This window comes from Streptomyces sp. NPDC026575, from assembly GCF_055567415.1.
Genome location: NZ_JBVHQM010000011.1, coordinates 68,156 through 81,816 on the forward strand (window position 1 = coordinate 68,156; position 13,661 = coordinate 81,816).

A 13,661-nucleotide genomic window follows, 5' to 3' on the forward strand; every position below is an offset into this window, starting at 1 on the left:
TGAGCCGTGCCGTGTGTTCGTCCTGCGCCCATCCTGCCAGCCCGCTCACATGCCGTATCAAGGCGATGACGGGATCTGGCGCCGCCTTGTGACCGTCGCCGGCGCCGCCGGCGCGACGGCGGGGACACCGGGCGCCGATGCTCCGCACGCGATCCGTCACTCTGCGAGATCATCGGCGGCCCGGTGGTAGCGGGGTGCGGACGACGACCTGGGAGGGCGCCGGGAACCGCCGCGGCCCCGCCATGATCCATACGACCCGCTCCGGGGGCCGTAAAGAGCGGCTGATGCGGTCCGGGCGGCATGAAGCCATGTAGTCGGGTTACCGTTCGAGTGGCGTTGCGGGGTTTTTCCGTTTGACACGGGGGCGGGAGGTACCGTCACACTCCGCAGCGTCAAGCGTCACCGCAGTGCGCCCCGGCGAACCGGCCGGGGAGCAATCCCAGCGTCGACCGGAGAGAAGAGCGAAGTTGTCCCCGACCAACGAAGCCTCAGAGGGCGGCGGCCGCCGACTTGTCATCGTCGAGTCGCCTGCCAAGGCGAAGACGATCAAGGGCTACCTCGGCCCCGGCTATGTGGTCGAGGCGAGCGTGGGGCACATCCGCGACCTGCCCAACGGCGCGGCGGAGGTTCCGGCGAAGTACAAGGGCGAGCCCTGGGCCCGCCTCGGCGTGAACGTCGATGCCGACTTCCAGCCGATCTATGTGGTCAACAGCGATAAGAAGGACCAGGTCAAGAAGCTCAAGGAGCTGCTGGCCGAGTCCGACGAACTCTTCCTCGCCACAGATGAGGACCGCGAGGGCGAGGCCATCGCCTGGCATCTGCAGGAGATCCTCAAGCCCAAGGTCCCGGTCCACCGGATGGTCTTCCACGAGATCACCAAGGACGCGATCCGCGAGGCCGTCGCCAACCCGCGCGACCTCAACCAGAAGCTGGTCGACGCCCAGGAGACCCGGCGGATCCTCGACCGCCTCTACGGCTACGAGGTCTCGCCGGTCCTGTGGAAGAAGGTCATGCCCCGGCTGTCGGCCGGCCGTGTGCAGTCCGTCGCGACCCGGCTGGTCGTCGAGCGGGAGCGCGAGCGCATCGCCTTCCGCTCCGCGGAGTACTGGGACCTGACCGGCACCTTCTCCACCGGCCGGGCCGGTGACGCGAGCGACCCGTCGACCCTGACCGCCCGCTTGAACACCGTCGACGGCCGCCGGGTCGCGCAGGGCCGCGACTTCGGCCCCAACGGGCAGCTCAAGAACGATGTGCTCCATCTGGACGAGGCGAACGCCCGCGCGCTCGCCGCCGCCCTGGAGAACGCCGACTTTGCGGTGCGCTCGGTCGAGTCCAAGCCCTACCGCCGCTCGCCGTACGCCCCGTTCCGTACGACGACCCTCCAGCAGGAGGCCAGCCGCAAGCTCGGCTTCGGCGCCAAGGCGACCATGCAGGTGGCGCAGAAGCTGTACGAGAACGGCTTCATCACCTATATGCGTACGGACTCCACCACGCTCTCGGACACCGCGGTCGCCGCGGCCCGGGCGCAGGTGACGCATCTGTACGGCGCGAACTACCTGCCGGACAAGCCGCGCACGTACGCCGGCAAGGTCAAGAACGCCCAGGAGGCGCACGAGGCGATCCGCCCCTCCGGCGACCGCTTCCGCACCCCGGCCGAGACCGGGCTGACCGGCGACCAGTTCCGGCTCTACGAGCTGATCTGGAAGCGCACCGTCGCCTCGCAGATGAAGGACGCCACCGGTAACTCCGTCACGGTCAAGATCGGTGGCCGGGCCGCCGACGGCCGCGACGCCGAGTTCACCGCGTCCGGCAAGACGATCACCTTCCACGGCTTCCTCAAGGCCTACGTGGAGGGCGCCGACGACCCCAACGCCGAGCTGGACGACCGCGAGCGCCGGCTGCCGCAGGTCGCCGAGGGCGACGCGCTGGCCGCGCGGGAGATCACCGCCGACGGCCACGCCACCAAGCCGCCGGCCCGCTACACCGAGGCCACGCTGGTCAAGGAGCTGGAGGAGCGCGAGATCGGCCGCCCGTCGACGTACGCGTCGATCATCGGCACGATCCTGGACCGCGGCTATGTCTTCAAGAAGGGCACCGCGCTCGTCCCGTCGTTCCTGTCCTTCGCGGTGGTCAACCTCCTGGAGAAGCACTTCGGCCGCCTGGTCGACTACGACTTCACTGCCAAGATGGAGGACGACCTCGACCGCATCGCCCGTGGTGAGGCGCAGGCCGTGCCGTGGCTGCGGCGCTTCTACTTCGGCGAGGGCGAGGACGCGGATTCGGTGGGCGCCGCCTCGGACGCCGGCAACGGCGACGGCGACCACCTCGGCGGGCTGAAGGAGCTGGTCGAGGACCTGGGCGCGATCGACGCCCGGGAGATCTCCTCGTTCCCGGTCAGCGACGACATCAAGCTGCGGGTCGGCCGCTACGGCCCGTACATCGAGCGCGGCGAGAAGGACTCCGAGGGCCACCAGCGGGCCGACGTCCCCGACGACCTCGCGCCCGACGAGCTGACCGTGGAGTACGCGGAGGAGCTGCTGGCCAAGCCCAGCGGCGACTTCGCGCTGGGCACCGACCCGGTCAGCGGCCACGAGATCGTCGCCAAGGACGGCCGCTACGGCCCGTACGTCACCGAGGTCCTGCCCGAGGGCACCCCGAAGACCGGGAAGAACGCGGTCAAGCCGCGCACCGCCTCGCTCTTCAAGTCGATGTCCCTGGACACGGTGACCCTTGAGGACGCGCTCAAGCTGATGTCGCTGCCGCGGGTCGTCGGCCCGGACGCCGAGGGCGTGGAGATCACCGCGCAGAACGGCCGCTACGGCCCGTACCTCAAGAAGGGCACCGACTCGCGCTCCCTGGAGAACGAGGAGCAGCTCTTCAGCATCACCCTCGACGAGGCGCTGGCGATCTACGCCCAGCCCAAGCAGCGCGGGCGGGCCGCCGCCAAGCCGCCGCTGAAGGAGCTGGGCACGGACCCGGTCAGCGGCAAGCCGGTGGTGGTCAAGGACGGCCGCTTCGGCGCGTATGTCACCGACGGCGAGACCAACGCGACGCTGCGGCGGGACGACGACGTCGAGACGATCACCGCCGAGCGCGGCTACGAGCTGCTGGCGGAGAAGCGCGCCAAGGGGCCGGCGAAGAAGACCGCCAAGAAGGCGGTGGCGAAGAAGACCACGGCCAAGAAGACGGCGGCGAAGAAGACGACCGCCGCGAAGAAGACCGCGGCCAAGAAGACGACCACGGCGAAGAAGACGACCGCCAAGAAGGCCACCGCGAAGACCGCGGCGGCCAAGAAGACGGCGGCGTCGGCCGACGACTGAGACCGTGCCGCCGGGCTTTCGGCGCAGGACAAGGGCGGGCAAGACGGACGTGTTCCGTCGAGCCCGCCCGTTTGTTCGGGCGGGCGCCCGACGGCGCGGACCGTCCCGATAGGCTGGCGAGATGACGCGTACCGAGCAGCCAACGGTCGTGACCCCCACTTCAGGCGCCCTGGCGGCGGATTCCCGCGAGCGCGCGGTGCGAGCCCTGTTGCGGTTCCCCCCGCTGAAGCGGCTGTGGAGCGCCCAATTTGTCGGGGGCATCGGCGATGCCCTGTCCATGCTTGTCCTGATAGTGCTCTCCCTCCAGGCGGCGCTGTACGTACCGGTGGGGGGCGAGGCCGTCTTCGGTGGCGGCTATCGGGGCGTCGCCCTGGCCGTCACCACGGTCTTCGCGGCCCGGATGCTGGCGATGCTGCTCTTCGGGGCCGTCCTGCTGGGGCCGCTCTCGGCGCTCACGGCGCCCTCCGGGCCGCTGGACCGGCGCTGGACGATGATCGGCGCGGATGTGGTGCGGCTCGCGCTGCTGGTCATCGCCCCGCTGTGGATCGACTGGACGCCGGCCGACGCGCTGGCCTGGCTGCTGGTCACGGTCTTCGTCACCGGCGTCGCCGAGCGCTTCTGGACGGTCTGCCGGGAGAGCGCGGCCCCCGGACTGCTGCCCACCCCGCCCCCGGAGGGCGCCGCGGTACGGCCGCTGCCGGACAACAGGGACGCCCTGCGCCGGCTGTCGATGCGCACGACCTTCGTCTCGCTGCCGATCGCGGCCACCGCCCTGGTAGTCGTCACGCTGATCAGCAAGCTCCTGGGCACCGGCATCGACTGGTTCCACCTCCACCAGGTCGCGCTCGGTTCCTATGTGGCCGCCGGGCTGTTCGCCGCCTCCGTATCGATCCTCTACTTCATCGAGCTTCCCGGTACGCAGACGCCGCGGCCCCGGTCCCCCCTGGAGGGGCTGCACCGCCCCAAGTCCACCGGTGACACGGCGGAGGGCGCCCGGCCGGGCGGGGACAAGGGCCGTACGGGAGCGATCCCGCTGCTGGTGCCGGCCTGCGCGGCGGTCGCCGCCGGGATCGCCTCGGCCGTCTCGCTCGCCGTACTCCACGCCTACGACCTGTCGGGCGGACCGGCCACCTTCGCGCTCCTGGTGCTCGCGCTGACCGGCGGTACGGCCGTCGGCATCCGCGGCGCCCGACGGGTGCTGCCCGCGCTCTCCCGGCGCCGGCTGCTCGCCCTGGCGATCGCCGCCACCGGCCTGGCACTGCTGGCCATGGGCCTGGTCCCGGACGTGACGACGGTCGTGGTGCTCGCGCTGCTGGCCGGTGGCGGCGCCGGTATCGCCGCCAATACGGGACACACCCTGCTGGACCAGGAGTCCGAGGAGTTCCGCACCGCCCGTACGACCGAGCATCTGCACGCCGTCGTACGGCTCGCGATCGCACTGGCCGCCATCGTCTCGCCCCTGCTCGCGGCCGTCATCGGCCCGCACCACCTGGGCAACGGCACCTTCGACTTCTCCTACGGGGGCGCCGCCTACGCGCTGATGCTGGTCGGCGCGCTGCTGCTGCCGGTCGCCGCCCTGGTCCTGAGCAAGCTCGACGACCGCGAGGGCGTATCGCTACGACGCGATCTGCGCGAGGCGCTGCGCGGCGGCGACCCGACGCAGACGCCCGCCGCCACCGGCTTCTTCATCGCCCTGGAGGGCGGCGACGGCGCCGGTAAGTCCACCCAGGTCGAGGCGCTCGCCGAGTGGATCCGCGCCAAGGGCCACGAGGTCGTGGTGACCCGTGAACCGGGCGCCACCGCCATCGGCAAGCGACTGCGTTCGATCATCCTGGACGTCTCGACGTCCGGACTCTCGGACCGTGCGGAGGCGCTGATGTTCGCCGCCGACCGGGCCGAGCACGTCGACAGCGTCATCCGGCCCGCCCTGGAGCGCGGCGCGGTCGTCATCACCGACCGGTACATCGACTCCTCGGTCGCCTACCAGGGCGCCGGGCGCAACCTCGCGCCCACGGAGATCGCCCGGATCTCCCGCTGGGCGACCGACGGCCTGGTCCCGCACCTGACCGTGCTGCTCGACATCTCCCCGGAGACCGCCCGCGAGCGCTTCACCGAGGCACCGGACCGGCTGGAGTCCGAGCCCGCCGCCTTCCACCAGCGGGTACGGGCCGGCTTCCTGGCCCTGGCCGCCGCCGACCCCGCGCGCTATCTGGTCGTCGACGCCGGGCAGGAGCCCGCGGCCGTCACCACCGTCGTACGGCACCGCCTCGACCAGGTCCTCCCGTTGTCCGAGGCCGAGGTCCAGGCGCAGGCCGAGGCCCGCAAGGCGGCCGAGGAGGAGGCCCGCCGCAGGGCCGAGGAGGAGGCCGCGCGCAAGGCGGAGGAGGCGCGCCTGGAGCGTGAGCGCCAGGAGCAGCTCGCCAAGCTGCGCGCCGAGGAAGAGGAGCGCAAGCGCCAGGAGGCCGAGCAGGCCAAGGCGCTGGAGGCCGCCCGGCAGGCCGCCGAGGCCCGGCAGCGCGCCGAGGAGGCCCGCCAGGCGGCGGAGGAGGAGCGGCAGCGCCGCGAGGCCGAGGAGCGGGCCCGCCAGGCCGAGCAGGAGCGGCTGCGCAAGCAGCACGAGGAGCAGGCACGGCTGCGCCAGGAGGCCGAGGAGCGCCGCCTGGAGAAGCAGCGCAAGGCCGAGGAGGCCCTGCTGCGCGCCGAGCAGGCGCGGGTGGAGGCGGCCGAGGCGGCGGCCGCGGCGGAGGCCAAGGCTCGCGAGGAGGCCGAGGCGCCCACCGCGGAGACGCCGGTGGCCGATCTGCGCAAGCGGCTGGGCGAGGGCGGCTCGGCGGACTCCGCCGGTTCCGGAGCGGACGAGGAGCGGACGGAGTCGGTGACGTGGCCCGAGGCTCCCCGGGGCGGCGAGGCTTCCGGCGCGGCCGACGAGACCGCCGTGCTGCCCCCGGTGCGCGAGGAGCGGGAGACGCGGGAAAACCGGGCCTCCGACGCGGAGCAGACCACCGTGCTGCCCTCGGTCAGCCAGGAGCGGGACGCGCGCGGGAGCCACGGCTCCGACGCCGAGCAGACCACCGTGCTGCCACCCGTACGGCCGGACGCCCACTCCGATGGCGTACGGGACGGTGACCCGACCGACCGGGTGCCGCCGTGGATGTTCCGCAAGGAGGCCCCGAACGAGGAGGCCGGGGGCCCCTCCGCGGCCGAGTCGGGCGTGGAGCGCACCCGCGAACTCCCGCAGATCGACCCGTCGACGGGTCACCCGGCACAGCCCGCGCAGCGCAGCCGCCCCCGACCCGAATGGGCGGAGGAGACCCCGCTGGACGATCTGCCGACGCTCGCCGACGAGTTGCTCGGCCCGCACCAGGGCGACGACGCGGACGGCGGCACGGGCGACGGCGGCGACCGGGGCGGTCGGGGACGGCGCCGCTAGGCGCGTCACGGCCGAACGACGGGGCCCGCACCACCGGCCGTGGCCGCAGCGGACATGCTGCGGCCACGGCCGTTTTCCGTTTCCGGACGGGGGCGCCGACCGGCCGCTGGAGACGGCTTCCGGATTCGTTTGTCAGTGGGTTGCACCACAATGGGTCGAGCGAGTCACGAGCAGTACGGAACGGAAAGGAACGGCAGGCGCGATGGCGGTATGGGACGACGTGGTCGGCCAGGACCGGGTGACGGCGCAGCTGGCCGCCGCCGCGCGCGATGCGGACGCCGTCGTCACGGCCGAGCACGCCGCGCAGCAGGCCGGGCCCGGCGAGCCGCCGCAGCCGGCGGCCGACCGCGGCGGCGCCTCCCAGATGACGCACGCCTGGCTGTTCACGGGCCCGCCCGGTTCCGGCCGCTCCACCGCGGCCCGCGCCTTCGCCGCCGCCCTGCAGTGCGTCAGCCCGGACCGCGCGCTCGGTGGCGCCCCGGGCTGCGGCTTCTGCGACGGCTGCCACACGGCACTGGTCGGCACCCATGCCGATGTCGAGATCGTCCGTACGGACCTGCTGTCCATCGGCGTCAAGGAGACCCGCGAACTGGTCCGCCGGTCCTCGCTCTCCCCGGCCGGCGGCCGCTGGCAGGTGATCGTCCTGGAGGACGCCGACCGCCTCACCGAAGGCGCCGGCAACGTCCTCCTCAAGGCCGTGGAGGAGCCGGCCCCCCGTACGGTCTGGCTCCTGTGCGCCCCCTCCATCGAGGACGTGCTCCCCACCATCCGCTCCCGCTGCCGCCACCTCAGCCTGCGTACGCCGCCGGTCGGCGCGGTCGCCGACGTCCTCGTACGGCGCGACGGCATCGACCCGGAGGCCGCCGATCGCGCCGCCCGCGCCACCCAGGGCCACATCGGCCGGGCCCGCCGCCTCGCCACCGACGAGCGTGCCCGCGCCCGCCGCGCGGCGGTGCTCAAGCTCCCCCTCCGCGTCGACGACATCGGCGGCTGCCTCAAGGCCGCCCAGGAGCTGATCGACGCCGCGGGGGAGGACGCCAAGCAGGTCGCCGAGGAGGTCGACACGAAGGAGACCGAGGAGCTGCGCGCGGCCCTCGGTGCCGCCGCCGGCACGGGCGGCCGGCTGCCCCGCGGCACCGCCGGCGTCATGAAGGAGCTCCAGGACAAGCAGAAGCGCCGCGCGACCCGCACCCAGCGCGACAGCCTCGACCTGGCCCTGGTCGACCTCACCGGCTTCTACCGCGACGTCCTCGCCCTCCAGATGGGCGCCTCGGTCCCCCTCGCCAACGACGAGGTGCGCGACAGCGTCCAGCGCATCGCCACCACCTCGACCCCCGAACGCACCCTCCGCCGCATAGAGGCGGTCATCGCCTGCCGCGACGCCCTGGACCGCAACGTGGCCCCCCTCCTGGCAGTAGAGGCAATGACGGCCGCCCTCCGATCCGGCTGACCCCGCCCCGGACCACCCACCCACCAACCAACCAACAACCGAACCCCCACAACCCCCACCCCACCACCCCCTTCGAGAGGCCGATCACACAAAGTCCCCACGCGAACACGCTCCGTCCGGGCCAGGCCAACCCCACCCGATCCCGCCCCACCCCGCGCCTCACCCACCCCCCACCCCCCACCCCCACCTCCCACCCCCTCAAGGACCACACCGCATTCCACGCCCCACAGCGACACCCCCACCCACACCCGCTCCCCGCACTCCAGGCTCCAGATCCAGGGGACCGAGACCAAGGGACCGCCCATGTCCACCAGCCGCCTGCTCCGCACCTCCGCCGCCTTCCTCGCGGCCTCTGCTCTGCTGATCTCCGGCTGCTCCTCGGAGCGTTCGTCCCCCGACGCCGACGCGTCCTCGGGCCGTACGACGGAGGCCGGTGCTCCGCGCCCCGCCGACAGCTCCCTCCAGCCCCTCCCGACCGCCATCCCGGCCAAGCTCCGCCCGTACTACGACCAGAAGCTGAACTGGCACGCCTGCGGAGTCGCGGGCTTCGAGTGCGCGACGTTGAAGGCGCCCCTGGACTACGCCAAGCCCAGCGCGGCCACGGACCTCAAGCTCGCGGTGGCCCGCAAGAAGGCCACCGGCCCCGGCAGCCGGCTGGGCTCCCTCATGGTCAATCCGGGCGGCCCCGGCGGTTCGGCGATCGACTACCTCCAGCAGTACGCGCCGCAGCCCGCGCCGGTCCGCGCGCGGTACGACATGGTGGCGATGGACCCGCGCGGTGTGGCCCGTAGCGAGCCGATCGAGTGCCTGTCCAACAAGGACATGGACCGCTACACCCAGACCGACCCGACCCCGGACTCCCCGGACGAGGTCGACAAGCTCACCACCGCCTACCGCGACTTCGCCAAGGGCTGCCAGTCCCGCTCCGGCAAGGTGCTCGCACACGTCTCCACGATCGAAGCGGCCCGCGACATGGACGTGCTGCGCGCTGTTCTGGGCGACAAGAAGGTGACGTATGTGGGTGCCTCCTACGGCACCTTCCTCGGCGCGACCTACGCCGGCCTGTTCCCCACCCGCGCCGGCCGTATGGTCCTCGACGGCGCCATGAACCCGGACCTCGACGCCCGCACGATCAACATCGACCAGACCGCCGGCTTCAACACCGCCTTCACGGCGTTCGCCGCGGACTGCATCAAGAAGCAGGGCTGTCCGCTGGGCAGCAAGAGCACCGAGGACGCCGGGCAGCAGCTCTCCGCCCTCTTCAAGAAGCTGGACGCCCATCCCGCGGAGACGGGCGAGGAGCGCAAGCTCACCGAATCCCTCGCCACCACGGGCGTCATCGCCGCGATGTACGACCAGCGCGCCTGGCCGATGCTGCGCGACTACCTCGCCCAGGCCAAGGCCGGCAACGGCCGCGGGCTGCTCACCCTCTCCGACAGCTACTACGAGCGCGACCCCAACGGCACCTACGCCAATCAGATGTACGCCAACCCCGCCGTCAACTGCCTCGACCTCGCGCCCGCCTTCACCAGCCCCGACCAGGTACGCGCCGCCCTGCCCAGCTTCCGCAAGGCATCCCCGGTCTTCGGCGACAACTTCGCCTGGGCCGCTCTGAACTGCGCGTACTGGCCGATCAAGTCCTCCGGCAAGGCCCACCGCATCGAGGCCAAGGGCGCCTCCCCGATCGTCGTCGTCGGCACCACCCGCGACCCGGCCACCCCCTACACCTGGGCCAAGGCCCTCGCCGGCCAGCTCGCCAGCGGCACCCTCCTGACCTACGAGGGCGACGGCCACACCGCCTACGGCCGCGGCAGCGACTGCATCGACGCCGCGATCAACACCTACCTCCTCGACGGCACCACCCCACCCAAGAACAAGCGCTGCAAGTGACCCGCCTCACACCCACCGCCGCCCTCCCCTGACCAGCCCGTAAACCGGTTACAGACCACCCCTCTGCGATGTGTAGACTGGGCCGCGCACCACGCCGCCTTAGCTCAGTTGGCCAGAGCAACGCACTCGTAATGCGTAGGTCTCGGGTTCGAATCCCGAAGGCGGCTCAGGAAATGCCTGGTCACAGGCTGTTTGTGTCACTGCCCGGTGGGTCTACCCGCCGGGCAGTACGCATTTAGTACACACCGCTCCGCTCACGCAGCGATAGCCAGAGGCGCGGTGCTGACCTCGTTCTCTTCGTTCTCTTCCTGGGGCTCGTCGGCGCGGCGCTCACGCAGCCCGGCGAGCAGTCCGCCGAACTTCGAGAGAACGCGGCGCCGTTCCAACAGGAGTTGCCGCCCCTCTTCGAGGCGGTCCGCCACCTCGTCGAGCCGGTCCGGCCAGAGGTGCCCGTACAGGTCGAGCGTCATGACGGCGGACTTGTGCCCCAACATCGTCTGTACGACCTTCACGTCCGCGCCGGCCGCGATGGCGAGTGACGCGGCGGTGTGCCGCAGCTTGTGCGGTGTGATCCCGAGGTCGCCGAGCCCGGCCGCCTTCACGGCCTTGTTGAACACCCGCGTGCGGAAGTTGTTGTACCGCAGCGGGCCGCCTTTGGGAGCCTTGAAGACGAGGGCGGTGGTGTCGTCGCGCGAGACCAGCGGGCGCAGCTCCTCGACGAGCGAGGGCAGCAGCGGCACCGTGCGTTTCTCGTGCGTCTTGCCCGGCCCGAGTTCGAGCACGCCCTTCACGTCGGAGTATGCCTGCACGATGCGCAGCCGCCGCGTATCGAGGTCGAGCCGCCCGGACGCGATGGCGATGGACTCGCCCCACCGGATGCCGGAGTACCCGAGCAACCGGATCATCGGCCCGTACTCGCCGGCCGCGCGTGCCAGCGCCTCAAGCTGGTCGTACGACAGATAGACATGTTCGTCGTCGTCCCCGATGACCGGTAGGTCATGCTCGGCGGCTGGGTTCGCAGCGATCTTGCCTGACTTCACCGCGTGTTTGATGACCATGCGGAAGACGCCGAAGACCTTGATGATCCGGGCGGGGGACAGCTTCCGCCCGGACACCCCCGGCTCGGTGCACAGGGCGTCCACCCAGGCGGAAACGTCCTCCCACTTGATGGCCGCCACCTTCCACGTCTCCCACTTCGGGAGGACGTAGAGCCGTAGCGCCTCGTCGTAATCGTGTTTCGTCTTCCGCCCCTGCTTCCGCAGTGCCTTCTGCCACTCCTCGGCCACCGCGGAGAACAGCGTCTTCCCGGCGGAAGGGTCGCGATACGAACCCTTGTCGAGCCGGTCCAACAGCTCTTGTTGGACCTTCTCGGCCTGCGGCTTCCTGGCGCACGTCTGCGACTTCGGCTTGCCGTCGGGGCCGTACCACCGCACCCGCCAACGGCCGGGCGGGTCCTTCTTCGCGGCCTTCGCCCGCTTCACCGCCTCCTGATAGCTCTTGTGTTTCTGTCGGTCCTCTATCCAGACCCGTGCCATCTAGTGGCGCTCCTATTCGTCGGGATCATGAGGTACCTCGGGCATGTTCGTCAGCCGGCGTCCGCTCGGGCGCGCTGACATGAGGAACTGAAGATGCGCGGCCGATGGGTCGTCGCCATACATCAACGGACGTTGTCCGTCCGCCCAGTCCCACGCGGCCTTCGCGTTCACCTCTCCCGCTCCGGTCACCCCGCACCGCTCGGTGTCGCCGTCGGTCGGCGGCAAGAGCAGCGCCGAGGGGTTCACGTCCAACGCGACGGCGAGGGCGACGAGATCGTCAACGTCGACGCGTCGCGTGCCCTGCTCGATGCGCGGAATGCCCAGGTCGGGCATGGGGCGGCCGAGGTCTCGCACGCGTCGGGCGAGTTCGGTCTTGTCCCATCCGCGAGCCGCCCGCAGTCGTGCGACGTTCAGCCGCACGTACTCGCCCGATGGGCCGAGAGGGTTCTTGGTGAGCTTGCGGCCAGAGCCGCCCGGTACCTCGTTCACGTCCCGCATCCTTCCATCTCAAATGGATGGTTAGCAATAGCTCTTGAGTAATCTCTGCATCCACCTGTACTATCCGAGCCGACCCTACGGGCCGAATCGGGTGGGGCGCGAGACGGGAGCGATGTTGTGGATAAGCCGGACCTGACCCCCGTAGAGCTCGCCGACGAGTTGGGTGTCTCCGTGAGGACGCTCGCGAACTGGCGGTGGCGTGACGAGGGGCCGCGCTTCATCAAGCTCGGATCGGGGCGGAGTGCGCGCGTTCGATACGCGCGCGGGGATGTCGACGCATGGAAGGCGCGTCATGCCGCCGGCGGAGAACTCGCCGCCTGATCCCCGTGGTGTCTCAGGTGTCGAGCTTCAGCGTGTCCAGACTCCGCATGTCCCGGCGGTGGACGCGGAAGCGTACGCGCATCATGTGCTCGGTGACGCTCAGCTCGTGCGCGGCCTCAATCGGGTCGGTGGTCCACTTCAGGATGTCGTGAAGCTCGACGACGGGGACGAGCTTGCGCGCCGCCGTCTCATCGGCGAGGACCTCCTGCCGCACGGCCTCGCGGTAGTCCGCCGGTTCGGTATCGCCGTGGTTGGCGTGCTGGACCTCGTGGGCCAGGGCGCAGCGTGCTTCGGCGTCATTCATCCGTTCCGCGAGGACGATGAGCCGCCGGGACGGTATCCACCATGACCACGAGTCGGCGAGCGGCGCGTAGCGCACGTGCAAGCCGAGCTCGTCGGCCTCGTCCCATGGGTTGTACGGGCTTCGGGGTACTCGGGGTTGGACGGGTAGCCAGGACACCGCGCGGATTCTCTTGTCATTGTCCTGGCCGCCGTGCACGCGTCCTCCGCTCCCCGTATATCAGACGCGTGTTCGATTCAACAGTTCCGCTTCCCCCTTGCGCAACTTTGATCACTGTCCGTAGCTGGTTACTGCTCGGACAGTTCCGCGTCGAACTTGCGGACCACCTCGTCCACGATGTCCCGGTCCGCCGCGGGGCCGCCGTCGCCGCGAGGTGAGTGGGCGACGGCCGCGTAGTGCTCCTGATTGAGGCGCCGGGGGCGGGACAGGTCTGCCGCTTGCGCGGCGACGGCCGAGGACAGCAGTTCCTCGGCGGCGGCGTCGAAGTGTTCGAGGACCGTGGGGTCCGCACCCATCTCGGCGCACACGCGGCTGAACTCCATCGCGCCGCGCAGTGCGGCGACCGCGCGCCCGGTGGGGTTGACCGGGATCGGGACGACGGCGGCTTGTTCCGGCTCGCGCTCGTCCGGGTCGCGCTTGTCGAGCACGGCATCCACGGCGCCGGGCGCCCACCCGAGCGCGACCGTGATGCGTTCGAGGGTCGGCGGCACGCGGGTCGGCACCTTGCCGGACTCCGCCGTAACGACGCTCTTCGTTGAGACGCCGGCGTTCTTGGCGAGCTGTTCCTGTGTCCAGTCCTTGCGGACGCGGTGGGCCCTGATCAGGTCGCCGAGCCGTCGCCAGGCTGAGGCATCACGGTTCACGTCACTTCTCCAGTCGCGAAACACAGCGCGCACGCCGCGTTGGCCGGTTTCGA

General features: G+C 71.2%; 9 protein-coding genes and 1 tRNA gene. 6 read left to right on the forward strand and 4 right to left on the reverse strand.

All coding sequences use genetic code 11. The annotated features are described in order from the left end of the window. The first annotated feature begins 467 nt into the window (after nucleotides 1–467). The 5 genes from topA (at nucleotide 468) to ACZ4NB_RS17195 (ending at nucleotide 10,257) form a co-directional block, all read left to right on the forward strand. Nucleotides 468–3,320 (forward strand): type I DNA topoisomerase, encoded by a 2,853-nt coding sequence (gene topA / locus ACZ4NB_RS17175; RefSeq protein WP_467662278.1) that lies wholly within the window; start codon nucleotides 468–470, stop codon nucleotides 3,318–3,320. A 121-nt stretch (nucleotides 3,321–3,441) separates the two neighbouring features. Further along, entirely contained in the window at nucleotides 3,442–6,750 is a 3,309-nt protein-coding gene (gene tmk, locus ACZ4NB_RS17180) for a dTMP kinase (protein WP_467662280.1), read from the forward strand. Nucleotides 6,751–6,952: 202 nt separating this feature from the next. Next, complete coding sequence (locus ACZ4NB_RS17185; protein WP_467662282.1) at nucleotides 6,953–8,200, forward strand: DNA polymerase III subunit delta'; 1,248 nt, start codon at nucleotides 6,953–6,955, stop codon at nucleotides 8,198–8,200. 303 nt (nucleotides 8,201–8,503) lie between these two features. Continuing rightward, nucleotides 8,504–10,090, forward strand: a complete 1,587-nt coding sequence (locus tag ACZ4NB_RS17190) for an alpha/beta hydrolase (RefSeq protein WP_467662284.1) — start codon at nucleotides 8,504–8,506, stop codon at nucleotides 10,088–10,090. Between the two features lie 93 nt (nucleotides 10,091–10,183). Further along, nucleotides 10,184–10,257: transfer RNA gene (locus ACZ4NB_RS17195), tRNA-Thr, on the forward strand. Nucleotides 10,258–10,344: 87 nt separating this feature from the next. Here ACZ4NB_RS17195 and ACZ4NB_RS17200 read toward each other — a convergent pair. Next, a complete protein-coding gene (locus ACZ4NB_RS17200; RefSeq protein ID WP_467662286.1) occupies nucleotides 10,345–11,625 on the reverse strand; it encodes a tyrosine-type recombinase/integrase in 1,281 nt (426 codons plus the stop codon). Nucleotides 11,626–11,637: 12 nt separating this feature from the next. Continuing rightward, nucleotides 11,638–12,114: a helix-turn-helix domain-containing protein gene (locus ACZ4NB_RS17205; protein ID WP_467662288.1), complete on the reverse strand. Its 477-nt coding sequence runs from the start codon at nucleotides 12,112–12,114 to the stop codon at nucleotides 11,638–11,640. 126 nt (nucleotides 12,115–12,240) lie between these two features. Between ACZ4NB_RS17205 and ACZ4NB_RS17210 the strand changes: the two genes are divergently transcribed. After that, nucleotides 12,241–12,444 carry a helix-turn-helix transcriptional regulator gene (locus tag ACZ4NB_RS17210; RefSeq protein ID WP_467662290.1) on the forward strand — a complete coding sequence of 68 codons (204 nt, stop codon included), beginning with the start codon at nucleotides 12,241–12,243 and terminating at the stop codon, nucleotides 12,442–12,444. A 13-nt stretch (nucleotides 12,445–12,457) separates the two neighbouring features. On the opposite strand, the gene ACZ4NB_RS17215 is transcribed toward ACZ4NB_RS17210, so the two are convergent. Both ACZ4NB_RS17215 and ACZ4NB_RS17220 read right to left on the reverse strand, forming a co-directional pair. After that, complete coding sequence (locus ACZ4NB_RS17215; protein WP_467662292.1) at nucleotides 12,458–12,904, reverse strand: ImmA/IrrE family metallo-endopeptidase; 447 nt, start codon at nucleotides 12,902–12,904, stop codon at nucleotides 12,458–12,460. A gap of 128 nt (nucleotides 12,905–13,032) precedes the next feature. Then, complete coding sequence (locus tag ACZ4NB_RS17220; RefSeq protein WP_467662294.1) at nucleotides 13,033–13,608, reverse strand: helix-turn-helix transcriptional regulator; 576 nt, start codon at nucleotides 13,606–13,608, stop codon at nucleotides 13,033–13,035. Between the last annotated feature and the right edge of the window lie 53 nt (nucleotides 13,609–13,661).

Coding starts and splice junctions, on each gene's coding strand:
- tmk (WP_467662280.1), top strand. CDS start 3,442: ATGACGCGTACCGAGCAGCCAACGGTCGTGACCCCCACTTCAGGCGCC.
- ACZ4NB_RS17185 (WP_467662282.1), top strand. CDS start 6,953: ATGGCGGTATGGGACGACGTGGTCGGCCAGGACCGGGTGACGGCGCAG.
- ACZ4NB_RS17190 (WP_467662284.1), top strand. CDS start 8,504: ATGTCCACCAGCCGCCTGCTCCGCACCTCCGCCGCCTTCCTCGCGGCC.
- ACZ4NB_RS17200 (WP_467662286.1), bottom strand. CDS start 11,625: ATGGCACGGGTCTGGATAGAGGACCGACAGAAACACAAGAGCTATCAG.